This is a genomic window from Pseudomonas entomophila (genome assembly GCF_023277925.1).
Lineage (GTDB): Bacteria > Pseudomonadota > Gammaproteobacteria > Pseudomonadales > Pseudomonadaceae > Aquipseudomonas > Aquipseudomonas entomophila_D.
This window is the reverse complement of the sequence record NZ_CP063832.1, coordinates 4950701-4973713: the sequence shown is the minus strand read 5'-3', so window position 1 is coordinate 4973713 and position 23013 is coordinate 4950701. Positions and strand designations below refer to the sequence as shown.

Here is a 23013-nt window from a genome sequence, read left to right as displayed (position 1 = left end):
CTTCAAGAGCGAGGCCGCGCAGTGGCGGCCTCGGGAGGGTTTTGACTCGAGTCTAGGGGCGATCAGGCCGCCTCAAGTCACTCGGAGGGCACGTATTCTACAACTTCCAGATCGAATCCGGATATCGCATTGAATTTCATCGGCGAACTCATCAGGCGCATCTTGCGCACGCCGAGGTCGCGCAGGATCTGCGAACCGGCACCGACGGTGCTGTAGGTGGTGGGTGCCTTGGGCTGCGCATCGCCCGCGCTCTCGCGGATGTGCGCCAGCAGCACGTCGCCGTCCAGCGGGTGGCCCAGCAGCAGCACCACGCCGCTGCCGGCCTCGGCCACGGCAGCCATGGCGGCGCGCAGGCTCCAGCGGCCCGGTTGCTTGACCATCAGCAGGTCGCGCAGCGGGTCCATGTTGTGCACGCGCACCAGCGTCGGTTCGTCGGCGCAGATCTTGCCCAGCGTCAGGGCCATGTGCACGTCGCCTTCCACCGCGTCGCGGTAGGTGACCAGGTTGAACTGGCCCAGCTCGCTGTCCAGCGGCTGCTCGGAGACGCGCTGCACGGTGCGCTCATGGATCATGCGGTAGTGGATCAGGTCGGCGATGGTGCCGATCTTGAGGTTGTGTTCGGCGGCAAACACTTCCAGCTCGGCGCGGCGCGACATGGTGCCGTCGTCGTTCATCACTTCGCAGATCACGCCGCTGGGCTCGAAACCGGCCATGCGCGCCAGGTCGCAGGCGGCCTCGGTGTGGCCGGCGCGGGCCAGCGTGCCGCCCGGCTGGGCCATCAGCGGGAAGATGTGGCCGGGGCTGACGATGTCCTCGGCCTTGGCGTCTTTGGCAGCGGCGGCTTGCACGGTGCGGGCGCGGTCAGCGGCGGAGATGCCGGTGGTGACGCCTTCGGCGGCCTCGATCGACACGGTGAACTTGGTGCCGAAGCCGGAACCGTTGCGCGGCGCCATCAGCGGCAGCTTGAGCGTTTCGCAGCGCTCGCGGGTCATGGGCATGCAGATCAGGCCACGGGCGTGCTTGGCCATGAAATTGATGTGCTCGGGCAGGCAGCATTCGGCTGCCATGATGATGTCGCCTTCGTTCTCGCGGTCTTCGTCATCCATGAGGATGACCATTTTGCCCTGGCGGATGTCTTCGACCAGTTCTTCGATGCTGTTGAGCGCCACGCGGCACCCCCTTCTCAATCAGGATTTCAAGAAGCCGTTGGCGGCCAGGAAGCTTTCGGTGATGCCACTGCCCTTGCTCGGTTCGGCGGCCTTGTCGCCCAGCAGCAGGCGCTCTAGATAGCGGGCCAGCAGGTCGACCTCAAGGTTCACCCGACGCCCTGCGCGGTAGTCGGCCATGATGGTTTCGGACAGGGTGTGCGGGACGATGGTCAGCTCGAACTCGGCGCCATCGACTTCGTTGACCGTCAGGCTGGTGCCGTCGACGGTGATCGAGCCCTTGTGGGCGATGTACTTGGCCAGCTCTTTCGGGGCGCGCACGCGGAACTGGATGGCACGGGCGTTATCGCTACGCGAGACGATCTCGCCGACACCGTCGACGTGGCCGCTGACCAGGTGGCCGCCCAGGCGGGTGGTGGGGGTCAGGGCCTTTTCCAGGTTGACCCGGCTGCCGCTCTTGAGGTCGACCATGGCGGTACGCTTTAGCGTTTCGACGCTGACGTCTGCCCAGAAGCCGTCGCCGGGCAGTTCGACGGCGGTCAGGCACACGCCGTTGACGGCGATGCTGTCGCCCAGCTTGACGTCGCCCAGGTCGAGCTTGCCGGTTTCCACGTAGACGCGCACGTCACCGCCCTTGGGGGTCATGCTGCGGATGGTGCCGATGGATTCGATGATGCCGGTGAACATGGTGTTCTCCTAAAGACGGGCTGCGCGGGGCAGGCCAGGCATTATACGCCGGGGGCCGGCAAGGGGATGGCAGTGACTCGCCAGTCATCGCCGACCGCGCGCATTTCGGTGATTTTCAGCCGTGGCGCCTCGCTCATTTTCGACAATGGCCAGTCCAGCAGCGGGCGGGCCTCGGAACCAAGGAAGGTGCCGGCGACGAACAGCTGGAACTCGTCGACCAGGCCTTGGCGGGCGAAGGCGCCGACCAGGCCGGCGCCAGCCTCCAGCAAGATGTCGTTGACACCGCGCTCGGCCAGGCAGCGCAGCAGCGCAGGCAGGTCGACCTGGCCGTCGTTGCCCGGCAGGTTGAGCAGTTCATGGCCGGCAGCGGCGTAGCGCGGATCATCGCCTGCGGCGGTGACCACCAGCGCCGGGCCGGCCTGGAAGAAGGGTGCGTCCAGCGGCAGGCGCAGGCGCCCGTCGACCAGCACCCGCAGCGGCGGGCGCGACAGGGCCAGGGCGGTGAGTTCGTTGTCCAGCCCGAGCTCCTCGCCGCGCACCGTCATCCGGGCGTTGTCCTGCAATACGCTCTGGGCGCTGGTCAGCACCACGCTGGAGCGGGCGCGCAGGCGCTGCACCGCGGCACGGGCGGCGGGGCCGGTGATCCACTGGCTCTCGCCGCTGGCCATGGCGGTGCGGCCATCCAGGCTCATGGCCAGCTTGGCACGAACGAACGGCCGGCCTTGCTCCATGCGTTTCAGGAAGCCGGGGTTCAGCGCCCGCGCCTCGGCTTCGAGCACGCCGCTGGCCACCTCGATGCCGGCCTCGCGCAGGCGCCGCAGGCCATTACCCGCGACTTGTGGATTGGGGTCCTGCATGGCGGCCACCACCCGCGCCACCCCGGCCTTGACCAGCGCCTCGGCGCACGGCGGCGTGCGGCCGTGGTGGCTGCACGGTTCGAGGGTGACATAGGCACAGGCGCCACGGGCACGCTCACCAGCCTGGCGCAGGGCATGCACCTCGGCGTGGGGCTCGCCGGCGCGCACATGCCAGCCTTCGCCGACCACCTCGCCATCGCGCACGATCACGCAACCGACGCGTGGGTTGGGGTGGGTCGTGTAGAGGCCCTTGCGGGCCAGTTCCACGGCCCGGGCCATGTAATGAGCGTCGAGAATGGCTTGGCTGGACATGCTTACTCTTTAGCCGGCTCGCGGGCCAGGCGGTCGATTTCTTCGCGGAACTCGTCGAGGTCCTGGAAGCGTCGGTAGACCGAGGCGAAGCGGATGTAGGCGACTTCGTCTAGCTTGCGCAGCTCGGCCATCACCATTTCACCCACCACCAGCGACTTCACCTCGCGCTCGCCGGTGGCACGCAGCCGGCTCTTGATATGGGCCAACGCCGCTTCCAGGCGCTCGATGCTGACCGGGCGCTTCTCCAGCGCCCGTTGCATGCCGGCGCGCAGCTTGTCTTCGTCGAAGGGCTGGCGCGTGCCATCCTGCTTGATCAGCCGGGGCAGGACCAGTTCGGCGGTCTCGAAGGTGGTGAAGCGCTCGCCGCAGGCGACGCACTCGCGTCGGCGGCGCACTTGCTCGCCCTCGGCGACAAGACGAGAGTCGATGACCTTGGTGTCGTTGGCACCGCAAAACGGACAGTGCATGGTGGCAGGCAACAAAAAAAGGGAGGGCCATGGTAGCGCATTGCACTGGCAAGACAAGCCAAAGGGTTTACCATCCATGCAAATCTGCCCGTGAAGGACTCCCCCATGCATCATCGCGCACTCATCGTGCTGTGCTGCGCCGCCCTGCTCGCCGCCTGCGGCAGTGACCGGCCCAAGTCCGAGCAAGCGCCGGCGCCCGCGCCGGCCAAGGTGGCCAAGAAAGCCCAGCCGCTGGGCCCGCTGCCAGCCTACCAGCGCGAACTGAGCGGCACCCTGCTGGAAGTCCCGGCCGGCGCCGACGTGGAACTGGCCCTGCTGGTCATCGACGAGCGTGGCCGCCCGCAGCAATTGCTCGCCAGCAGCACTCTGACCGGCACCGGCCAGGCCCTGCCCTATCACCTGCGCTTCAACCCCGAAGTATTCCCCGCCGGTGGCCGGGTCGAGCTGCGCGGCCGCGCCAGCCAGTCGGGCCAGCTGATCCTGCACCTGCCTCCGGTGCGTATTGCCCAGGCCGAAACCCAGGGTACCGGCCCGCTGCGCTTCGAAAAGGCCCCATAAGATGGCCCCGCAAGCCCTGCAACAGGCCCTGAGCGGCCTGATCGGCGAAGCGCGCCTGGTGATCAGCGAACTGCCCGGCTGCGCCCTGAAACTCTGGCTGATCGACGACCAGAACATGGACCGCGCCTTCAGCAGCGAGGAAACCCGACGCATCCTGGAAGAGCCGCCCTACTGGAGCTTCTGCTGGGCCAGCGGCCTGGCCATGGCCCGCTACCTCGCCGAACACCCGGAATGGGTGCGTGGCAAGCGCGTACTGGACTTCGGCGCGGGCTCCGGCATTGCCGGAATCGCTGCCGCCCAGGCCGGCGCCCTGGAAGTGGTGGCCTGCGACCTCGACCCGTTGGCCCTTGATGCCTGTCGCGCCAACGCCGCGCTGAACCAGGTCGAACTGGGCTACAGCAGCGACTTCTTCGCCGAAGCCGACCGTTTCGACCTGATCCTGGTCGCCGACGTGCTCTACGACCGCGCCAACCTGCCCCTGCTGGACGCGTTCCTCAGCCGTGGCCGCCAGGCACTGGTGGCCGACTCGCGGGTACGCGACTTCAGTCACCCACTTTACCGCCCACTGGGCGTGCTCGATGCGCTGACCCTGCCGGACCTGGCCGAGCCGCACGAATTCCGCCGGGTCAGCCTGTACCACGCCCGCCGCGAGCCTTTATAGTGGGGCATTCACGTTTGCGAGAGTCACGATGAGCCAGGAAACGCCGTACATCTTCGATGCCACCGATGCCACCTTCCAGCAGCTGGTCATCGAGAACTCCTTCCACAAACCCGTGCTGGTGGACTTCTGGGCCGAGTGGTGCGCGCCCTGCAAGGCGCTGATGCCATTGCTTGCGAAGATCACCGAGGGTTACCAGGGCGAGCTGCTGCTGGCCAAGATCAACTGCGACATCGAGCAACAGGTGGTGGCCCAGTTCGGCATCCGCAGCCTGCCAACCGTGGTGCTGTTCAAGGACGGCCAGCCGGTCGACGGCTTTGCCGGCGCCCAGCCCGAGTCGGCCATCCGCGCCATGCTCGAACCCCATGTGCAGATGCCCGCACCACCAACCGCCGCGCCGCTGGAGCAGGCCAAGGCGCTGTTCGCTGAAAGCCGTTTCAGCGAGGCCGAAGCCCTGCTGCAGGTGCTGCTGGGTGAAGACAACAGCAACGCCGAGGCGCTGATTCTTTACGCCCGCTGCCTGGCCGAACGGGGCGAGCTGGGCGAGGCGCAGGTGGTGCTCGACGCGGTCAAGACCGATGAGCACAAGGCCGCCCTGGCCGGCGCCAAGGCCCAACTGACCTTCCTGCGCCAGGCCGCCAGCCTGCCGGAGGCCGCCGAGCTCAAGACCCGCCTGGCGCAGAACCCGCAGGACGACGAGGCAACCTACCAGCTGTGCATCCAGCAGCTGGCGCGCCAACAGTATGAAGCGGCTTTGGATGGGTTGCTGAAGCTGTTCCAGCGCAATCGCGCTTACGAAAATGGGCTGCCGCAGAAAGCGTTGCTACAGGTGTTCGAGCTGCTGGGCAACGAGCATCCGCTGGTCGGCGTGTACCGTCGCAAGCTCTCGGCGGCGATGTTCTAAGACCCACCGCTGTTCGCCAGCAAGGCTGGCTCCTACAGGTATCGCGCCACCCGTGCGCACCCTGTAGGAGCCGGCTTGCCGGCGAACGCTTTTGAGCGGTCACCCCACCCAGTGATACACCGGCGCATCCGCGCCACTTTCCACCTTCACCTCACTGCTGTGGCGCAACCGCACCAGCAGCCGCTTGCCCGCCGCCACACTGCCGGCCAACCCTTCCAGTCGCTCCAGTAACTCCGGCCCGCCCATCTGCCCCGCCTGGCGCAGCACCTCGCGCGCGGCCAGCCACTGCCCGTCATCTGGGCGCGGTGCCGAGCCAGCGCTGGCCTGAACGGCCTCGGCCACGGCAGGCACTTCCAGCCGACGCCCAAGCTGCGCCCACTCGTCAGGCGCCAGCTCGATGGTCAAGTCCACCGGCCAGTCACCGATCTGTCCACGAATTCTCACGCTGCCTACCTCGATCCTGGGGCTCAATGACGCCATGCTCCCACGAACATGAAACCTGTGCCAGGCAGGCTGGCGAGGCAAATAAAAGTTGTTATAACATTACCAAATCTTTCCAAGCCGCCCCTGGAGCCGTCCATGCGTCGTCTGCTGCTCGCCCTGCCCTTCGCCCTGCTTCCCCTGGCCGTGGCCCATGCCCACGACGACCATGATCATGACCATGGCACCCTTGGCGCCCATGAGCACGGCGTGGCCAAGCTCAACGTGGTGCTCGACGGCACCACCCTCGAACTGGGGCTGGACAGCCCGGCCATGAACCTGGTGGGCTTCGAGCACGTCGCCAGCACCGATGCAGACAAGGCCAAGGTCGCCGCTGCGCGCCAGCAGCTGGAACGACCGCTGAAGCTATTCGGCCTGGCCCAGGCCGCCGGCTGCACCGAGGAGAACCAAGAGCTGGAGAGCCCGCTCTTCGAGGCTGCCGACAAACAGGCGCAAGGCCACCAGCACGCCGACATCGAAGCCCATTACCAACTGACTTGCGCCAACCCCGACAAGCTCACCCGCATCGACCTCGCGCCGCTGTTCAAGACCTTCCCGCAAACCCAGAAAATCAACGTGCAACTGATCGGCCCGAACGGCCAGAAAGGCCTGGAAGCAACGCCCGCCAAGGCCGTGGTTGTGTTCTGAATGAGCCAGCCGCTGATCGCGTTGCATGACCTGGTGTTCGCCTGGCCCGGCCAGGCGCCGCTGCTGGATATCCCGGCGTTTCGCCTGGAGCCGGGCGAGGCGCTGTTCCTCAAGGGCCCCAGCGGCAGCGGCAAGACCACCCTGCTCGGCCTGCTGGGCGGTGTGAACCGCCCGGGCCAGGGCAGCATCAGGCTGCTCGGCCAAGACCTGGCAGCGTTGGGCCAGGGCGCACGCGACCGCTTCCGGGTCGACCACACCGGCTATATCTTCCAGCAGTTCAACCTGCTGCCGTTTCTGTCGGTGCGCGAGAACGTCGAGCTACCCTGTCGTTTCTCGAAAAGCCGCGCCGACCGCGCCAGGCAGCGCCATGGCAGCGTCGACCAGGCCGCCGCGCAACTGCTCGCGCACCTGGGCCTGGACGACCCGGCCCTGCTCGCCCGTCGCGCCGACAGCCTGTCGATCGGCCAGCAGCAACGGGTGGCCGCGGCCCGTGCGCTGATCGGCCAGCCGGAACTGGTGATCGCCGACGAGCCCACCTCCGCGCTCGACGCCGACACCCGCGAGGCGTTCATCCGCCTGCTGTTCGACGAATGCCGCGCGGCCGGGTCCAGCCTGCTGTTCGTCAGCCATGACCAGAGCCTGGCGCCGCTGTTCGACCGACACCTGTCCCTGGCCGAGCTCAATCGCGCCGCCAAGCCCCGGGAGGCCTGATGTACCTGCTCCGCCTTGCCCTGGCCAGCCTGGCCAACCGCCGCTTCACCGCCCTGCTCACCGCGTTCGCCATCGCCCTGTCGGTGTGCCTGCTGCTGGCCGTCGAGCGGGTGCGCACCGAGGCCCGCGCCAGCTTTGCCAGCACCATCAGCGGCACCGACCTGATCGTCGGCGCGCGCTCCGGGTCGGTGAACCTGCTGCTGTATTCGGTGTTTCGCATCGGCAACGCCACCAACAACATCCGTTGGGACAGCTACGAGCACTACGCCAAGGACCCACGGGTGAAATGGGCGATCCCCATCTCCCTGGGCGACTCACACCGCGGCTACCGGGTGATGGGCACCACCGGCGAGTACTTCAGCCACTACCAGTACGGCCGGCGCCAACACCTGGCGCTGGAACAAGGCCGCCCCTTCGCCGACGACCCGTTCGAGGTGGTACTCGGTGCCGAAGTCGCCGAAGCGCTGCACTACAAGCTCGGCGACAAGCTGGTGCTGGCCCATGGCGTGGCCGCCATCAGCCTGGTCAAGCACGACGACAAACCATTCACCGTCGTCGGAGTGCTCGAACGCACCGGCACGCCGGTGGACCGCACCCTGCACATCAGCCTGGCCGGCATGGAAGCGATCCACATCGACTGGCACAACGGCGTGCCGGCCCGCGGCGCCGGACGCATCAGCGCCGAGCAGGCGCGTACGATGGACCTGCAACCCACGGCCATCACCGCCTTCATGCTCGGCCTGAACAACAAGATCGCCACCTTCAGCCTGCAACGCGAGATCAACGAATACCGCGGCGAGCCGCTGCTGGCGATCCTCCCCGGCGTGGCCCTGCAGGAGCTGTGGAGCCTGATGGGCACCGCCGAGCAGGCGCTGTTCGTGGTGTCGCTGTTCGTGGTGCTGACCGGGCTGATCGGCATGCTCACGGCGATCCTCACCAGCCTCAACGAACGCCGCCGTGAGATGGCCATCCTGCGTTCGGTGGGCGCGCGCCCGTGGCATATTGCCGGGCTGCTGGTGCTCGAGGCGCTGGCCCTGGCGCTGGCGGGCATCGCGGCCGGGTTGGGGTTGCTGTATGCCGGGATCGCCCTGGCCCAGGGCTACGTGCAGGCCAACTATGGGCTTTACTTGCCGCTGGCGTGGCCGAGCGCCCATGAGTGGACGCTGCTGGGCATCATCCTGGGGGCGGCACTGCTGATGGGCAGCGTGCCGGCCTGGCGCGCCTACCGGCAGTCGCTGGCCGACGGCCTGTCGATTCACCTGTGAGAGTACCCATGCACTTTTATCGCTTCTTCGTCGCCAGGGCTCGCCGACGAGCCGGGGCCTACAGACGGGGCGCGCTTTCCGTGCTCCTGCTGGCGCTGGTGTTCGTCATACCCGCCGGTTGGGCCGCCGAACCCCGTGAACTCGACTGGCCGGCCCTGATTCCCGAAGGCACCCCGGTCATCCCGCCACAGCTGGCTCCGCTGCACGACTTGTCGCAGATCAGCGACGCGCTCTCGGCCGAGGCCGCGCCCGCCGCCCGCCAGCAGGCGCCCAACGCCCCGGTGGTCAAGGCGCTGGATGGCCAGCCAGTGAAGATCCCCGGCTACATCGTGCCCCTGGAGGTCAGCGACGAGGGTCGCACCACCGAGTTCCTCCTGGTGCCCTACTACGGTGCCTGCATCCATGTGCCACCGCCGCCGTCGAACCAGATCGTGCACATTTTCAGCGAGATGGGCGTGCGCGTCGAAGACCTCTACCAACCCTACTGGATCGAAGGCACGATGCAGGTCAAGGCCTCCAGCAGCGAACTGGCCGACGCGGGTTACCAGATGGAGGCCGAGAAAATCTACGCTTACGAGCTGAAATGAGAACAGGTTCCACTGTGTGAAACCGCTTCGTTGAGCTGGGTCAAACTTTCTGTTTAGTCAGCTTCGTACCATTGGACTACTCGATTACTCACGTCCTTTGGGAGCTTCCATGAACAAGTCCTTGCTCAGTGCCTCGCTCGTCGCGCTGGCGCTCGCCGCGCCCGTTGCCCACGCCCACCAGGCGGGGGATTTCATCCTCCGTTCCGGCGCCATCACCACCGCGCCGAACGAAAACAGCGGCGACCTCAAGCTCGACGGCGCAAAGGTTTCGGGCACCAAGGCAACCCTGGACAGCGACACCCAACTGGGCCTGGCCTTCGCCTACATGCTCACCGACCACATCGGCCTGGAGCTGCTGGCCGCCACCCCGTTCAAGCACACCGTGGGTGTGAAGGGCCTGGGTGCCGGCCTGGACGGCAAGCTGGCCGACATCAAGCAACTGCCACCGACCCTGTCGCTGCAGTACTACCCGATGGAACCCACTTCGAAGTTCCAGCCTTATGCGGGCGTGGGCATCAACTACACCCTGTTCTTCGATGAAGACCTGAGCAGCAACCGCAAGGCCCAGGGCTTCAGCAACATGAAGCTGCAGGACTCGATCGGTATCGCCGGCCAGCTGGGCATGGATTACATGATCACCGACAACCTGCTGTTCAACGCCGCGGTCTGGTACGTCGACATCGACACCAAAGCCACCATCGACGGCCCGAGCGCCCTGGGTGTCGGCAAGACCAAGGTCGACGTGGACGTAGACCCATGGGTCTATATGGTGGGCATCGGCTACAAGTTCTAACCCTCCGCCGCTCCCCTTGTAGGAGCCAGCTTGCTGGCGAAGCTTCTAGCGTTCGCCAGCAAGCTGGCTCCTACAAGAGCACAGTTGCATCAACCAGCAACACCAGGCCAGCGCACTGACCCCCGCCCCCAGCCCGCACACCGCCCCCCATCCCCACCGCCCATACACCCAGGTCGCCACGACCGCCCCCAACCCGCTACCGATCGAATAGCAGCACATGTACGCACCGATCAAACGGCTCGCCATCTCACCGCGCCCCTTCAACAGCAGGCTCTGGTTGGTCACATGCACCGCTTGCACGGCCAGGTCCAGCATCAGCACGCCCATCACCAGCGCCAGCAGCGACTGCTCCAGGAATGCGCTCGGCAGCCAGGACAACGTCAGCAGCCCAAGCGCCAGGCCAGTGGTGCGCTGGCCAAGGCCCCGGTCAGCCAGGCGACCAGCCCGTGAAGCGGCCAGGGCACCGGCAAGCCCCGCCAGGCCGAACAGGCCGATCCGGGTGTGGTCGAGCGCCAGCGGCGCCGTGCTCAATGGCAGCACCATCGCGCTCCACAGCGTGCTGAATGCGGCAAAGACCAGCAGCGCGAGCACGCCCCGCCGACGCAGCAGCGGATCATTCCGGTACAAGCGGAACGTCGAGCCCAGCAACGCCCCATAACGCTGCCGTGCCACCAGCGGTCGAGCGACAGGCAGGCGCCAACCCAGCAGCAGCACCATCAGTAGCCCTAGCCCCGCCGCAGCGAAATACACCCCGCGCCAGCCCAGCAAGTCAGCGGTAACCCCGGCCACCAGCCGGGCCAGCAAGATGCCCAGCACCACGCCGCTGGTCACCGAGCCCACCACCTGCCCTTGCTGGGTGGGCGTGGCCAATGTGGCGGCATGCGCCACCATCACCTGCACCACCACGGCCATCAACCCGACCATCGCCATGGCCCCCAGCAACACCAACCAATGCTGGGAAAACGCCACGCCCAACAAGGCCATCGTGGAGCACAGCAACTGGCCGAGGATCAGCCGTTTGCGGTCGAGCAGATCACCCAGCGGCACCAGCAGCAACAGGCCCACGGCATAGCCAACCTGGGTCGCGCCGACCACCAGGCCAGCCTGCCCAATGGGCACGCCCAGGCTGACCGTCATCGACTCCAGCAGCGGCTGGGCGAGGTACACCGTCGCTACCGCCAGCGCACAGGCGATGGCCAGTAGCAGGGTCAGGCCCCGGGTGATGCGCGGTGCAACAGGGGTTTGGGTGGTCATGGCGCCGTCCTTGTTCATTTAGTTTCAAATTGAAACCACATGTTGGCCTTTTAGCAAATATGGTTTTAATCTGCAACCAGAATCCTCCAAGGAATAGCCGATGCTCGACGAGAACAACCAGCAATGCCCCGTGGCCCGCGCACTTGAAGTGATCGGTGATCGTTGGGCACTGATGATCCTGCGCGACACCTTCGATGGCCTGCGGCGCTTCAGTGAATTGCAGCGCAACCTGGGGCTGGCGAAGAACATCCTCGCCGCGCGCCTGAAACTGCTGGTCGAGGCAGGGCTGCTCGCCCAGCAACCAGCGTCCGATGGCAGCGCGTACAAGGAATATGTGCTGACCGAGAAGGGGCGCTCGGTGTTTCCGATCGTGGTCGGCCTGCGCCAGTGGGGGGAGCGGTTTCTGTTCGCGGAAGGCGAATCACGCTCGCAACTGGTCGATGATCGAGGCCAGCCCTTGGAAACCCTGGAAGTCCGGGCCAAGGATGGACGGGCCCTAGGGCCGGATAATTGCCACCGGCGCGTTGTTCGGCATTCGTGAGCGGTTCGCCGGCAAGGGCCAGGAGCGCTCCTGTAGGAGCCGGCTTGCCGGCGAACCTCACGTGAGGCGGTACCCGATATCAGGCCTTGCCGAGCAACCGCGCCAGCCCCTCGGCGAATGGCGTCGGCGTGGGGAAATCGAACCGCGCCAGCAACCGCGTGTTGTCCGCCCGGGAATGGCGGATGTCGCCGGAACGCGCTGGCCCATGGCTGACCGCAGGCAGCGCACCGACCACCTGTTCCAGTGCCGCCAGCAATTGGTTCAGCGAGGTTGCCTGGTTCAAGCCGATATTCACCGCGCCCTCTTCGACCGCATCCTGCTCCAGTGCCTGCACCATCACCTGGACCAGATCCCCGACATACAGGAAGTCACGGGTCTGTTCGCCATCGCCGAACACGGTGATCGGCTGGCCGCCCAGCGCGCGCTCGCAAAATATGCTGATCACCCCGGAGTACGGCGACGACGGGTCCTGGCGCGGCCCGAAGATATTGAAGAAGCGGAACACCACCGGCTCCAGCCCATGCTGGCGGCGGTAGAAGTCCAGGTACTGCTCGCTGGCCAGCTTGTCCACGGCATAGGGGGTCAGCGGCGCCTTGGGGGTGTCTTCGACGATGGACTGCCCCTCGCCGTTATTGCCATACACCGCCGCACTGGAGGCGAACAGTACACGCCGCACGCCATTCAGACGCATCGCCTCGCACACGTTGAGGGTGCCGATGAAGTTGCTCTGGTGGGTCTTGACCGGGTCTTCCACCGAAGCCTGCACCGAAGCCACCGCTGCCAGGTGCACCACGGCGCGGCAGCCAGCGGCGGCCCTGGCCACCAGGGCTGCATCGGCGACGTCGCCTTCGAGCAGTTCGAGGCGCGGATGGCCCAATTGGAGATTGTCGCGCTTGCCGGTGGACAGGTCGTCGAGGATGCGTACCGCGTAGCCTTTTTCCAGCAACGCATCGCACAGGTGGGAGCCGATGAAGCCGGCACCGCCGGTGATCAGGATGGGGGCGTCAGCCATGTCGGTAGAAACGGTCCAGTAGAGGCGGCAAGCCGGCGCGCCAGGCGCGTGGTTTGATGCCGAAGGTGTGAAGGATCTTCTTGCAGGCCAGCACCGCATGCTGCGGCTCTTCACTGGCATCCGGGCGCGCGGCGTGGGCCTGCGCGGTGGGCTGCTGCACGGCCAGCTGGCGCCACTGCACGGCCTCGGCGAGGATCGCCTGGCCCAACGCCAGCGGTGTGGTGGCCTCGTTGCCGGCGTAGTGATAGGTGCCCCACAGCGGTGCCTTGCAGTCGAGCTGCTTGAGCACCGACAGGATTACTCGCGCGGCATCGTCCACTGGGGTCGGGTTGCCACGGCGGTCGTCGGCCAGCAGCAGTTCCTGGGGTTGTTCAGCACGGGTCAGGAATCGCCCGAGCGCGCCGTCCAGGCTCTCATCCAGCAACCAGCCGAAACGCAGCAGCACATGCTGCGGGCAGGTGGCGCGCACGCTTTGTTCGATGCGCCAGAGGGCCTGGCCGCGCAGGCCGAGCGGTACCGGCTCATCCTTCTCGCTGTAGGCGGTGGCGCGCGAGCCGTCGAACACGCGGTAGCTGGACGGCTGCACCAGCACGATCTCGTGGTGCTGGCACAGTTCGGCGAGCCGCTCCACCGCGCGCTCCTGCTGGGCCAGGCGCTGCTCGCTGACGGATTCGGCCTGGAACCAGTCGAAGTAGTACGCCAGGTTGACCAGCGCATCAGGGCGGTGCTCGTCGAGCAGCAGCGTCAGGGTGGCCGGGTCCCAGCCGCCTTCCGGTGGGCGTGGCGCCAGGAACGCGATGTCTTCCTCGGCCCCGAGGCGAATCAGCGCTTGCCCGAGGGCATTGCCACCACCCAACAGCATCAGGCGCATACGCATAGAGTCAACAGGTCCGCTCAGGTCGAAGGAGGAAAGGGGCCATTTTGCGGTTTCCGCCTGGGGAAGTCCAACACAGACCTGCCTCGCGCCGATTTGCCGCTACCCCCATCGGGTTCCCCCTTTGCTGAAGCCACTTATACTACGCCAAGCATGCTCAAGGAGACCTCCATGGACGCCGCATCGACCATCCCGCAGCGCAGCCGCTGGCAATTCGACGAACCCGCCCCCGGTGCGGAGCATTTCATCGACGAGGCATTCGCCGGCTATCGTCAGCAGGCCCGCCTGCTGCTCCCGGACAGCGAGCGCGCGGCGCCGGTATTCGTGGTGGGCGGCGCCCGCTCAGACTTCACCCGGCTCAATCCGCTGCTGTACCGCCTACAGCGCCAGGGTATCGGTTCGCTGACCGGCAACCTCTCCGGCCACAGCCTGGCCAGCGAGCCCGGGGCGAAGGACGCCTCGCTGGCCAGCAACCTACAGGAAGCCCTGCGCTTCCACCGGCACCTCGACGCTCGCAGCGACACGGTGGTCGGCCACAGCCTGGGCGGCGCCATCGCCCTCAAGCTGGCTGCGCAGCGCCCAAGCGTGCGCAAGCTGGTGCTGATATGCCCGGCGGTGTATCCCGATGCGGCCCATGACGCGCCCTTTGGTCCCGCGTTCACTGAAGCGATCCGCAAGCCGTTCGCCTTTCTCGATTGCGACAGCTACGCCTTCCTGCGCCAGTTCAAGGGCCGGGTACTGCTGGTGATAGGCGAGTACGACGGGCTCAACTCGAAGGTCCACGGCCAAGGCGCGGGCACTTCGGCCGGCACCCGTTGGCTGGCCGGCGTCGAGCGCTACAGTCCGATCCCCGAGGAAGTCACCCACGCCTTGCTGCGCTCGGTACCGGCGCCCCATGTGGAATGCCTGATGCTCACCGATTGCGACCACGGCATCGCCGCGCACCTGCGCGACCGGCCGGAGGTGGCGGACCAGGTGGCCGATGCGGTGAGTGCATTCATTCTGTAGGAGCGGCTTCAGCCGCGATCACCCGCGCGGTAGCCAGAAGCCACGATGTCCACATCGCGGCTGAAGCCGCTCCTACAGGCTTGGGTGGCTCACTCGATCTCGAACAACCCGTTGCTGATCATCCCGGCACTCAGGCGATCACGGATATCGTCATCGATGCGGGGATCGTCCGGGCGGTACAGCCTGACCTGACGGAATGCGTTGATCCGGTTGATCTCCTCCCCCAGATACTCCCAGACCACGCGCGTACAGGCCGGGTTGCGCCGGTCGCCACTGGAAACACCGATCTTCAGGCCATTGAGGCGGCTGATGCGGCTCTTGAAACTGGGGATCAGGATGGTCTGGCTCATCTCATTCAAGGTCAACGATTCGTAGTCGACCAGGAACAATCGGTCCTGCAACTGGAACGCCGCCCCCAGGTAGCGGCACCGCACTTCGGCATGCGGGTCGCTGGCACTGCTGCGCTCCTGGCGTTCCTGGCGCTCGAACAGGTAGCGCTCGCGCTCTTCGCGCAGGTGCACCAGCGACACCAGGATCGAACCCGGCACCGACATGCAGTTGGAGTATTCGAAGTAGTAGCCGCAATAGCGCGACAAGTTGCCAACATGGTCGTTCAGCGGCTTGAACAACTCGCTGATCGGATTGCTCTGCTGAGCGGCCTGCGCCAGCGGGTTGCGCGCACCGATCAGGCGGGCGAACTGTTCGTGAGGCAAGCCCAGCTCGTAGTCCTCCACGCCGAAGAAGTCACCGATGCGCTTGAGGTTGTACGCCGTCGGGCGGCTTTGCCCGCTCAGGTACTTGTTGAATTGTGCTCGATTGATCGACAGCTGTCGGCAAACCTCGGAGATAGAGCGGTAGTGACTACAGGCGAATTTGAGGTTGACAGCGAAGTGATCGCCCATGATGCGGGGGTCCAGATGATGCGAGTGATGCAATTCTAGCATCAAGTCGCACCAAAATGGAGCAACCCGCGAAATTGTAACCGCTGTTGTCATGACCAACCATGCGCCCCAACGAATAGCGGTGCGCCTGCCGTCCGCTGGTCTTTCCACACGAAGAATAAGAATCGAGGTCATTTTTCAATGCTCGAAGCACTCAACGATTTCCTTTCGGGGAAACTGCTCATCGTGCTGATCGTCGGACTCGGCGGTTACTTCACCATCCGCTCGCGGTTTGTCCAGTTCCGCCACTTCGGCCACATGTTCGGTGTCTTCAAGGAATCCCTTCGCGGCCAGGCAGGCCAACTGAGCTCGTTCCAGGCCCTGATGCTGAGCCTCGCCGGCCGCGTCGGCGCCGGTAACATCGCCGGTGTCGGTATCGCCGTGACCCTCGGCGGCCCAGGCGCCGTGTTCTGGATGTGGGTCACCGCGCTGGTGGGCATGTCCAGCAGCTTCTTCGAGTGCACCCTGGCCCAGGTCTACAAGCGCGCCGATGGCGACGGCCTGTACCGCGGTGGCCCGGCGTACTACATCCAGCACGGCCTGAAGCTGAAAAGCATGGCCATCGTGTTCTCGATCCTGCTGCTGGTCACCTACGGCTTCGCCTTCATCGGCCTGCAGTCGTACACCGTGACCCACTCGCTGCAGAACGCCTTTGCCTTCGACCCCAAACACACCGGTATCGTCCTGGCGGCCCTGCTGGCCCTGACCTTCATCGGCGGTATCAAGCGCATCGCCGCGGTTTCCGACCTGCTGGTACCGGTCAAGACCTTGGCCTACATCGGCGTGACCCTGTACGTGATCGGCACCCAGATCGAACACGTGCCGGCCATGCTGGAAACCATTTTCAAGAGCGCCTTCGGCCTCGACCCGGCGTTCGGCGGCCTGCTTGGTAGCGCCATCGTCATGGGCGTGAAGCGTGGCGTGTTCGCCAACGAAGCGGGCCTGGGCAGTGCGCCGAACGTCGCCGCCGTGGCCGCGGTGAAGCACCCGGGCGCCCAGGGCGTGGTCCAGGCCTTCAGCGTGTTCCTCGACACCTTCGTGATCTGCACCTGCACCGCGTTGCTGATCCTGCTGTCGGGCTTCTACACCCCTGGCTTCGAAGGTGACGGCATCGTCCTGACCCAGAACTCGCTGGCCGCTGTGGTCGGTGACTGGGGCCGCCTGTTCGTCAGCATCGCACTGTCACTGTTCGTCTTCACCTGCATCCTCTACAACTACTACCTGGGCGAGAACAGCCTGCAATTCCTCAGCCGCAACCGCACCGTGCTGATGACCTTCCGCGGCCTGGTGCTGGCGCTGGTGGTGTGGGGTTCGACGCAGGACCTGTCGACCGTGTTCGCCTTTGCCGACATCACCATGACCTGCCTGGCCTTCGTCAACCTGATTGCCCTGGCCATGCTGTTCAAGGTCGGCCTGCGCGTGATGCGCGACTACGACGCACAACGCAAGGCGGGCATCAAGCAGCCGGTGTTCGACTCCAGCAAGTTCGCCGACCTGGACCTGGACCGTGCCGCTTGGCCGGCCAATCCGCAGGCTGAAACAGCCACTGACAAAGCCGCCGCCCAGGCGCACGCTCAGCACTGATATTCTCCCCTGCCCCAGCCGCCCCGTTCGTGGGCGGCTGCCTCTTCTTTCGCTACATCGCTACGGAATCCTCCCATGCGTGCAGTCAAGAATCTTCTCGTCCTATACACCGGTGGCACCATCGGCATGCTGCAGACCACCGAAGGCCTCGCGCCGGCCGGTGGCTTCGAAGCGCGCATGCGCGAGCACTTCGCCGCCAGCGGCGATGCGCCGACACTGCAATGGTCGCTGCGTGAACTGAACCCACTGATCGACAGCGCCAACATGCAACAGGCCAACTGGCTGGCGATGCGTGACGCCATCGTCGAGGCGGTCGAACGCGACAACCACGACGGCGTGCTGGTGCTGCACGGCACCGACACCCTGGCCTACAGCGCCGCAGCCCTGTCGTTCCTGTTGCTGGGCCTGCCGGTGCCGGTGCTGCTGACCGGTTCCATGCTGCCAGCCGGCGTGCCGGACAGCGACGCCTGGGCCAACCTGGTCGGCGCCCTGAATCTGTTCGAAAGCGGCCTGGAAGACGGCGTGCAGTTGTACTTCCACGGCCAGTTACTGCACGGCTGCCGCGCCTCGAAGCTGCGCAGCGAGGCGTTCGACGCCTTCGCCGTACTGCCCCGCCATCGTGAGGGCGAGCGCGCGCCTGAGCTGCCGACTCGCCTGGACTACCGTCAGCCACGCCAGCCGGTCAAGCTGGCGGTCATGCCGGTGTTCCCAGGCCTTGCCGCCGAGCACCTGCGTGGCCTGTTCGACAGTGGCATCCAGGGCTTGGTACTGGAGTGCTATGGCAGTGGTACCGGGCCATCCGACGACCAGGCACTGCTCGACGTGCTGCACGACGCCCGCCAGGGTGGCGTGATGATCGTCGCCATCAGCCAATGCCCGGAAGGGTCGGTGGTGTTCGACACTTACGCGGCCGGCAGCCGCCTGCGTGATACCGGGCTGGTCAGTGGCGGCGGCATGACCCGCGAGGCAGCGCTGGGCAAACTGTTTGCGCTGCTAGGCGCAGGGTTGGACGTGCAGGCGGCGGAGCATTGGTTCGCGCTGGACCTGTGCGGCGAACGCGCTTAGGCAGGGCGTTCGCCAAAGGAGTTGTGTCGTCTATCAAACCGAGCGCCGCCTGCGCGGCGCTCGGTCTTGAAAGCGCTGCAAGGCTGTCGCCCAGCACCTGATCGCCCTCAGGAAGAATTGGCGGAAGGCAGCGGGAGTCGAACCTGCCCGGGAACGGCTGCCGTCCCCAACCGGGTTTGAAGCCCGGCCGCGCCACCGGGCGCGATTGCCTTCCTTGAAATCAGGGCCCGCGTTGCGGCTGGGCCAGGGCGCTGTCGACGCGGATATGACGCAGGTCACCGACCCGCCGGGTCAGGCCAACGCGGTCGAAGTACTCGAGGATCTGCACACTGCGCTTACGACCGATGGCCAAACCATCGCGAAACGCCGCGACCTGCACTATCGGCGATGTCTCGGCCTGACGCAACAGCAGCTCTGCCATGCGTTTGAGCGTCGTCTCCGGGTAAAACAGGTCACGCACCACCTGGTGCACCAAACCCAACCGGGCCAGCTTGCGCAACAACAGGCGCACGTCAGCCTCCGCACAACCCTCCTCGCCAGCCAGGGTGCGCACCCAGGGCGGATCGAACTCGCCCGCCAACAGGCGCGGCAATAACCGCTCCCACAACGCGGTGTCCGAGTCGCTCAACTGGACCCGGTGATCCGGCAGGTGCAGCCATGGGCCACTGCTGCTGATCGCGCCTTCGCCCAGCAACTCATCCAACAGGCTGACAAACGCGGGGCGCTCCAATGGCAGTGCGGTAAAGCGGCGCAGTCGATCACGGTCCGGGCCAAGCTGATCAGGCTCCTGTTCATGGAACTGCGCCAGGCGCTCCAGCACCTGTTGTTTGAGCACCTGCCACTGTATACGGTCGAACAACAGCTGACCTTGACGCGTGGCAATCACCAACACCGTATCCGGCAACTGCCAGGTCTCGCGCAGGCGATTGAACTGGCGCTCCAGACGCTGGGGCTCGATACCGCCGGGGGCCGACTCCAGCAGGGCGGGCAGCGCCTGTTCAAGGTTGTCGGCTTCGCGCAGCACCTGCAACTGGCGCAGGCGCACCTCGCTTCGCCTTTGCCGGCTTGGTGCGAACGGGTCCAGCACACGGCCACCACCCAGCGTGCGCTGGGCGCGCTGGTCACGCAGTACCAAGCGATCTCCATGCACCGCCTGCAATGGTGCATTGAGCAGCAACTGGGCGAACATACGCTGACCAGCCCCGAGCCGTTCACCTTCGAGCAACGCGACCCGGGCGGTGACATCCTGGGTCCCCAGGTGCACATGCACCGCACTGAAATGCTCGAACAGGCGGGTTTCTCCCGCCAGCAACGTGAGGTCGATATCGACCCGTACGCTGGGTTCATGCAACCACTCAGGTAGCAACCAATCGCCGCGATGTACCTGCTCGGCCGATTGCTTTTCCGCGCTGATATTCAACGCCACCCGCTGCCCAGCCTCGGCCACCAATGCCGCCTGGTTCTGCGCGTGCAGGCCACGCACCCGCACTGGTTTGCCAGCCTTGCCCAACAGCAAGGTGTCGCCGACGCTGACCTGCCCAGCCAGCGCCGTGCCGGTGACCACCACCCCTGCCCCGGAAACCGCGAAGGCCCGGTCCACGGCCAGGCGGAAGCCGCCGCGCACGCTGCGCTGGCGAACATGCGCCTCGGCCGCCAGCAAGGCCTCGCGCAGGGCGTCGATGCCCTCGCCGGACAGGCTCGAAACCGGGAATTGCCGGGCCCCGGCATAGGGCCCAGGCGCGAGCAGTTCTATGACCTGGCCCTGGACCTCGACCAACCGCGCCGGCTCGACCCGGTCGCATTTGCTGATGACCACCAGCGCCTGGGGAATGCCTAACAGCTCGATGATCGACAGGTGCTCGCAAGTCTGCGGCATCACGCCATCATCGGCGGCCACCACCAGCAGCACCAGGTCGATGCCATGAGCGCCAGCGAGCATGTTGTGGATAAAGCGCTCATGACCAGGCACATCGATGAACCCCGTCAACGGCGCGCCTTCAGCCAGCGCCGCGTAACGGTAGCCAAGGTCGATGGTCATGCCGCGGGCACGCTCTTCCTGGCGCGTATCGCCGGCCTGGCCGGTCAGGGCCTGAAGCAGCGCGGTCTTGCCATGGTCGATATGGCCGGCGGTACCGACGATCACTGCGCTGGCCCCAGCTGCAACGCCGGCAGTTGCGCCAACCACTGGGCCTCGTCATCCAGCTGGCGCAGATCGAGCCACAATGCATCGTCATCGATGCGACCGAGCACCGGCACTGGCAGGTCGCGCAACGCCCGCTCCAGCACATGCAGGCTGCGCCCGCGCAACTTCTTCGACACTTGTGGACGCAGGCACAAGGCCGCGCTTGGCAAACGCGCCACCGGCTGGCTGCCGCTGCCGATCATGCCCAGGGCCGCTTCGACGCGAACCTCCCACTGTGCACCCAGTCGGGCGGCCAGCTCAGGCGCCAGGCGTTCGGCCTGTGCGGCGATTTCGGCCTGGGGCCGGGTAAGCAGGCGCAGGCTTGGCAGGCGCTCGGCCAGGCGATCGGGGTTGCGGTACAGCGCCAGCACGGCTTCCAGCGCCGCGAGGGTGATCTTGTCCACCCGCAAGGCACGCTTGAGGGGGTTCTTCTTGATCTTGGCGATCAGGTCCTTGCGCCCGACGATGATCCCGGCTTGCGGCCCGCCGAGCAGTTTGTCGCCGCTGAAGGTGACGATGTCGGCGCCGTCGGCCAGCGCCTGACGTACGGTCGGCTCGGCCGGCAGGCCCCAGCGGGTCAGGTCGAGCAGGCTGCCGCTGCCCAGGTCCTCGAGCAGCGGCAGATCATGTTCATGGGCAATGCGCGCCAGCTCGGCGGTGGACACCTGGGTGGTGAAACCCTGAATGCTGTAGTTGCTGCAGTGCACGCGCATCAGCAAGCCGGTGCGCGGGTTGATCGCGCCTTCGTAGTCGCGGGCGTGGGTGCGGTTGGTGGTGCCGATCTCGTGCAGCTTCACGCCGGCGCGGGCCATGATGTCGGGGATGCGGAAGGCGCCTCCGATCTCGATCAGTTCGCCGCGGGAGATGATCCCCTCCTTGCGCGCGCCCAGGCTGTTGAGCGCCAGCAACACGGCGGCGGCGTTGTTGTTGACCACGGTGACGGCTTCGGCGCCGGTCAGTTCGCGAATCAGGCCTTCGATCAGGTCGTCGCGGTCGCCGCGCTTGCCGGTGTCGAGATCGAACTCCAGGTTCAATGGATAGCGGGCGGCGGTCTGCATGGCATCGATCGCCTCTTCGGGCAACAGTGCTCGGCCGAGGTTGGTGTGCAGTACCGTGCCGGTGAGGTTGAAGACGCGGCGCACCTGGCTGCGTTGCTGGATGGCCAGGCGCTCGCCGGCACGGCCCAGGAGCACTTCGGCGGCCAGTTCGGCGGCGCCGAGTTGGCCCAGACGGGCCGGTTCGCGCAGGTCGTCGAGCAACTGGCGCAAAGTAGCCAATACGGCATCGCGGCCATGGCGATCGATCAGGGGCGCGCAAACCGGGTGACGCAGCAGGGTATCGATGGAGGGCAAACGTGGGGTGTCGCTGGCGAGGCTTGAAGACATGCGGTACTACCTATGACTGATCCGTTGTCTGGTCTGGCCCTTTCGCCGGCAAAGCCGGCTCCTGCAGGAGAGGTGCCGCCGAGACACCTGTAGGAGCCGGCTTTGCCGACGAACGGGGGCAACTCGGTAATGCAGTGTAGACCTGTTACCCTCCCCCCGGCGCCAGCAGCAGGTTGGGCGCCAGCCGATGGAAACCCTCCTCGTCCAGCCGCATGTCCAACGCCAGGCTCGCCAGGTCATCAGCCAGCGGCTCGGCCGCAGCATCGTTCTCCAGGTAACACTGCTTGAGGTAACGCTCGCACCCCGGGCAGCACTCGGCGCGCAGCGGCGCCTTGCCTGGTGCGTGCCGATCATCCTCAAGGTTGCTGTAGCGCAAATCCTTGCTCGATTCGCAGTACACGCACTTGACCCGCACCACATGCCATTCGCAGGCACACAGCGAGCATGCCAGGTAACGCAGGCCGTTGTGCTTGCCACGGTTGCGCACCACCCCGGCCATGGCCGGCGATCCGCAGGCCGGGCACTGGGCCAGGCTGCCTGCAGGCTTGAGCTCCGGCTCGGGCAAGGCCAGCAGCCAGCTGGACCACGCCGCCTGCAACGCAGCACCAATGAAGGGCACCAGTGCCGCCGGCACCGCGTCGTACTGGCCGCCGAGCAGGGCAATCGCCCAGCCCTTGCGCTGGGCATCGTCACTCCCAAGCAGCGCACTCAACGCCTCAGCCAAAGGCCCGCCAGGCTCGGCCTCGAAGCACTCGAGCAACGCCTGCAACCAGACCAGCCACGGCCCTTCACGCACCAGGCTGTCGGCCGCCAGAGGTGGCAGGCCATGACTTACACACAGGCGCTGGCGCTCTTCGGCCACAGGCAAGTCAGCGGGCGGGTTATCCACAAGCTGCTGCTGCATCCGGCACAACCGGGCCATCAGCCGCAGGTAGTCACCCAGTGCATGGCCTTCGGCCAGGTGCTCCAGCCGCGCGGCGCGCACCTCGAAGAGGTTGGCGGGGGGCAGGTGCAGAAACGGCGGCATCACCGCCGACGCTTCGATCTGCCCAGGTTCGAGAATCGTGCTCAAAC

24 protein-coding genes and 1 tRNA gene are annotated in these 23013 nt (G+C 66.2%); 12 read left to right on the top strand and 13 right to left on the bottom strand.

Annotated features, from left to right (window positions below; translation table 11 throughout):
• Positions 1-77: 77 nt before the first annotated feature.
• From ribBA to nrdR, 4 genes are read right to left on the bottom strand one after another with little or no spacing between them, the layout of a single operon-like run.
• A complete protein-coding gene (ribBA, locus tag IM733_RS22130) occupies positions 78-1169 on the bottom strand; it encodes a bifunctional 3,4-dihydroxy-2-butanone-4-phosphate synthase/GTP cyclohydrolase II (RefSeq protein WP_011531967.1) in 1092 nt (363 codons plus the stop codon).
• A gap of 18 nt (positions 1170-1187) precedes the next feature.
• Entirely contained in the window at positions 1188-1853 is a 666-nt protein-coding gene (locus IM733_RS22125; RefSeq protein WP_248918468.1) for a riboflavin synthase, read from the bottom strand.
• Positions 1854-1894: 41 nt separating this feature from the next.
• Entirely contained in the window at positions 1895-3022 is a 1128-nt protein-coding gene (ribD, locus tag IM733_RS22120; RefSeq protein WP_248918467.1) for a bifunctional diaminohydroxyphosphoribosylaminopyrimidine deaminase/5-amino-6-(5-phosphoribosylamino)uracil reductase RibD, read from the bottom strand.
• Between the two features lie 2 nt (positions 3023-3024).
• Positions 3025-3489 (bottom strand): transcriptional regulator NrdR, encoded by a 465-nt coding sequence (nrdR, locus tag IM733_RS22115; RefSeq protein WP_011531964.1) that lies wholly within the window; start codon positions 3487-3489, stop codon positions 3025-3027.
• Between the two features lie 105 nt (positions 3490-3594).
• On the opposite strand from nrdR, the gene IM733_RS22110 reads away from it, so the two are divergent.
• From IM733_RS22110 to trxA, 3 genes are read left to right on the top strand one after another with little or no spacing between them, the layout of a single operon-like run.
• Complete coding sequence (locus IM733_RS22110) at positions 3595-4047, top strand: hypothetical protein (RefSeq protein ID WP_248918466.1); 453 nt, start codon at positions 3595-3597, stop codon at positions 4045-4047.
• Between the two features lies 1 nt (position 4048).
• Complete coding sequence (locus tag IM733_RS22105) at positions 4049-4708, top strand: class I SAM-dependent methyltransferase (protein WP_248918465.1); 660 nt, start codon at positions 4049-4051, stop codon at positions 4706-4708.
• Positions 4709-4736: 28 nt separating this feature from the next.
• Positions 4737-5609, top strand: a complete 873-nt coding sequence (trxA, locus tag IM733_RS22100; RefSeq protein WP_248918464.1) for a thioredoxin — start codon at positions 4737-4739, stop codon at positions 5607-5609.
• A 99-nt stretch (positions 5610-5708) separates the two neighbouring features.
• Here trxA and IM733_RS22095 read toward each other — a convergent pair whose 3' ends face one another.
• Positions 5709-6053, bottom strand: a complete 345-nt coding sequence (locus IM733_RS22095) for a hypothetical protein (RefSeq protein ID WP_248918463.1) — start codon at positions 6051-6053, stop codon at positions 5709-5711.
• A gap of 135 nt (positions 6054-6188) precedes the next feature.
• Here IM733_RS22095 and IM733_RS22090 point away from each other — a divergent pair, with 135 nt between their 5' ends.
• The 5 genes from IM733_RS22090 (at position 6189) to IM733_RS22070 (ending at position 10093) form a co-directional block, all read left to right on the top strand.
• Complete coding sequence (locus IM733_RS22090) at positions 6189-6737, top strand: DUF2796 domain-containing protein (RefSeq protein ID WP_248918462.1); 549 nt, start codon at positions 6189-6191, stop codon at positions 6735-6737.
• Entirely contained in the window at positions 6738-7448 is a 711-nt protein-coding gene (locus IM733_RS22085) for an ABC transporter ATP-binding protein (RefSeq protein WP_248918461.1), read from the top strand.
• Complete coding sequence (locus IM733_RS22080; RefSeq protein ID WP_248918460.1) at positions 7448-8713, top strand: ABC transporter permease; 1266 nt, start codon at positions 7448-7450, stop codon at positions 8711-8713. The genes IM733_RS22085 and IM733_RS22080 overlap by 1 nt, the downstream gene beginning before the upstream one ends.
• A gap of 8 nt (positions 8714-8721) precedes the next feature.
• Complete coding sequence (locus IM733_RS22075) at positions 8722-9300, top strand: DUF3299 domain-containing protein (protein ID WP_248918459.1); 579 nt, start codon at positions 8722-8724, stop codon at positions 9298-9300.
• A 109-nt stretch (positions 9301-9409) separates the two neighbouring features.
• Positions 9410-10093 carry an OmpW/AlkL family protein gene (locus tag IM733_RS22070; RefSeq protein ID WP_011531955.1) on the top strand — a complete coding sequence of 228 codons (684 nt, stop codon included), beginning with the start codon at positions 9410-9412 and terminating at the stop codon, positions 10091-10093.
• A gap of 45 nt (positions 10094-10138) precedes the next feature.
• On the opposite strand, the gene IM733_RS22065 is transcribed toward IM733_RS22070, so the two are convergent.
• Positions 10139-11347, bottom strand: a complete 1209-nt coding sequence (locus tag IM733_RS22065; RefSeq protein ID WP_248918458.1) for an MFS transporter — start codon at positions 11345-11347, stop codon at positions 10139-10141.
• Positions 11348-11447: 100 nt separating this feature from the next.
• Between IM733_RS22065 and IM733_RS22060 the strand changes: the two genes are divergently transcribed.
• Entirely contained in the window at positions 11448-11888 is a 441-nt protein-coding gene (locus tag IM733_RS22060) for a winged helix-turn-helix transcriptional regulator (RefSeq protein ID WP_248918457.1), read from the top strand.
• Positions 11889-11967: 79 nt separating this feature from the next.
• On the opposite strand, the gene IM733_RS22055 is transcribed toward IM733_RS22060, so the two are convergent.
• Both IM733_RS22055 and IM733_RS22050 read right to left on the bottom strand, forming a co-directional pair.
• On the bottom strand, positions 11968-12900 hold the full coding sequence (locus IM733_RS22055; protein WP_248918456.1) for an NAD-dependent epimerase/dehydratase family protein: 933 nt from the start codon (positions 12898-12900) through the stop codon (positions 11968-11970).
• A complete protein-coding gene (locus IM733_RS22050) occupies positions 12893-13777 on the bottom strand; it encodes a sugar nucleotide-binding protein (RefSeq protein ID WP_248918455.1) in 885 nt (294 codons plus the stop codon). The genes IM733_RS22055 and IM733_RS22050 overlap by 8 nt, the downstream gene beginning before the upstream one ends.
• Before the next feature lie 168 nt (positions 13778-13945).
• On the opposite strand from IM733_RS22050, the gene IM733_RS22045 reads away from it, so the two are divergent.
• Positions 13946-14782: an alpha/beta hydrolase gene (locus IM733_RS22045; protein WP_248918454.1), complete on the top strand. Its 837-nt coding sequence runs from the start codon at positions 13946-13948 to the stop codon at positions 14780-14782.
• A gap of 89 nt (positions 14783-14871) precedes the next feature.
• On the opposite strand, the gene IM733_RS22040 is transcribed toward IM733_RS22045, so the two are convergent.
• Positions 14872-15684, bottom strand: a complete 813-nt coding sequence (locus IM733_RS22040; protein WP_248918453.1) for a helix-turn-helix domain-containing protein — start codon at positions 15682-15684, stop codon at positions 14872-14874.
• Positions 15685-15864: 180 nt separating this feature from the next.
• Here IM733_RS22040 and IM733_RS22035 point away from each other — a divergent pair, with 180 nt between their 5' ends.
• Both IM733_RS22035 and IM733_RS22030 read left to right on the top strand, forming a co-directional pair.
• On the top strand, positions 15865-17307 hold the full coding sequence (locus IM733_RS22035; protein WP_248918452.1) for an alanine/glycine:cation symporter family protein: 1443 nt from the start codon (positions 15865-15867) through the stop codon (positions 17305-17307).
• 75 nt (positions 17308-17382) lie between these two features.
• Positions 17383-18372 (top strand): asparaginase, encoded by a 990-nt coding sequence (locus tag IM733_RS22030; protein WP_248918451.1) that lies wholly within the window; start codon positions 17383-17385, stop codon positions 18370-18372.
• Between the two features lie 118 nt (positions 18373-18490).
• Here the strand turns inward: IM733_RS22030 and IM733_RS22025 are convergent.
• The 4 genes from IM733_RS22025 to fdhE all read right to left on the bottom strand — a co-directional run bounded on the left by IM733_RS22025 (position 18491) and on the right by fdhE (position 23011).
• Positions 18491-18586, bottom strand: a tRNA-Sec gene (locus IM733_RS22025).
• Between the two features lie 6 nt (positions 18587-18592).
• On the bottom strand, positions 18593-20515 hold the full coding sequence (gene selB, locus IM733_RS22020; protein ID WP_248918450.1) for a selenocysteine-specific translation elongation factor: 1923 nt from the start codon (positions 20513-20515) through the stop codon (positions 18593-18595).
• Entirely contained in the window at positions 20512-21939 is a 1428-nt protein-coding gene (gene selA / locus IM733_RS22015) for an L-seryl-tRNA(Sec) selenium transferase (RefSeq protein ID WP_248918449.1), read from the bottom strand. Before selA ends, selB begins: the two co-directional genes overlap by 4 nt.
• 145 nt (positions 21940-22084) lie before the next feature.
• Positions 22085-23011 carry a formate dehydrogenase accessory protein FdhE gene (gene fdhE / locus IM733_RS22010; RefSeq protein WP_248918448.1) on the bottom strand — a complete coding sequence of 309 codons (927 nt, stop codon included), beginning with the start codon at positions 23009-23011 and terminating at the stop codon, positions 22085-22087.
• Positions 23012-23013 lie beyond the last annotated feature (2 nt).

Excerpts from the sequence above, each read along its gene's own strand:
- IM733_RS22125 (WP_248918468.1), bottom strand. The coding sequence starts at position 1,853 with ATGTTCACCGGCATCATCGAATCCATCGGCACCATCCGCAGCATGACC.
- ribD (WP_248918467.1), bottom strand. The coding sequence starts at position 3,022 with ATGTCCAGCCAAGCCATTCTCGACGCTCATTACATGGCCCGGGCCGTG.
- nrdR (WP_011531964.1), bottom strand. The coding sequence starts at position 3,489 with ATGCACTGTCCGTTTTGCGGTGCCAACGACACCAAGGTCATCGACTCT.
- IM733_RS22110 (WP_248918466.1), top strand. The coding sequence starts at position 3,595 with ATGCATCATCGCGCACTCATCGTGCTGTGCTGCGCCGCCCTGCTCGCC.
- IM733_RS22105 (WP_248918465.1), top strand. The coding sequence starts at position 4,049 with ATGGCCCCGCAAGCCCTGCAACAGGCCCTGAGCGGCCTGATCGGCGAA.
- trxA (WP_248918464.1), top strand. The coding sequence starts at position 4,737 with ATGAGCCAGGAAACGCCGTACATCTTCGATGCCACCGATGCCACCTTC.
- IM733_RS22090 (WP_248918462.1), top strand. The coding sequence starts at position 6,189 with ATGCGTCGTCTGCTGCTCGCCCTGCCCTTCGCCCTGCTTCCCCTGGCC.
- IM733_RS22085 (WP_248918461.1), top strand. The coding sequence starts at position 6,738 with ATGAGCCAGCCGCTGATCGCGTTGCATGACCTGGTGTTCGCCTGGCCC.
- IM733_RS22080 (WP_248918460.1), top strand. The coding sequence starts at position 7,448 with ATGTACCTGCTCCGCCTTGCCCTGGCCAGCCTGGCCAACCGCCGCTTC.
- IM733_RS22075 (WP_248918459.1), top strand. The coding sequence starts at position 8,722 with ATGCACTTTTATCGCTTCTTCGTCGCCAGGGCTCGCCGACGAGCCGGG.
- IM733_RS22070 (WP_011531955.1), top strand. The coding sequence starts at position 9,410 with ATGAACAAGTCCTTGCTCAGTGCCTCGCTCGTCGCGCTGGCGCTCGCC.
- IM733_RS22065 (WP_248918458.1), bottom strand. The coding sequence starts at position 11,347 with ATGACCACCCAAACCCCTGTTGCACCGCGCATCACCCGGGGCCTGACC.
- IM733_RS22060 (WP_248918457.1), top strand. The coding sequence starts at position 11,448 with ATGCTCGACGAGAACAACCAGCAATGCCCCGTGGCCCGCGCACTTGAA.
- IM733_RS22055 (WP_248918456.1), bottom strand. The coding sequence starts at position 12,900 with ATGGCTGACGCCCCCATCCTGATCACCGGCGGTGCCGGCTTCATCGGC.
- IM733_RS22050 (WP_248918455.1), bottom strand. The coding sequence starts at position 13,777 with ATGCGTATGCGCCTGATGCTGTTGGGTGGTGGCAATGCCCTCGGGCAA.
- IM733_RS22045 (WP_248918454.1), top strand. The coding sequence starts at position 13,946 with ATGGACGCCGCATCGACCATCCCGCAGCGCAGCCGCTGGCAATTCGAC.
- IM733_RS22040 (WP_248918453.1), bottom strand. The coding sequence starts at position 15,684 with ATGGGCGATCACTTCGCTGTCAACCTCAAATTCGCCTGTAGTCACTAC.
- IM733_RS22035 (WP_248918452.1), top strand. The coding sequence starts at position 15,865 with ATGCTCGAAGCACTCAACGATTTCCTTTCGGGGAAACTGCTCATCGTG.
- IM733_RS22030 (WP_248918451.1), top strand. The coding sequence starts at position 17,383 with ATGCGTGCAGTCAAGAATCTTCTCGTCCTATACACCGGTGGCACCATC.
- selA (WP_248918449.1), bottom strand. The coding sequence starts at position 21,939 with ATGTCTTCAAGCCTCGCCAGCGACACCCCACGTTTGCCCTCCATCGAT.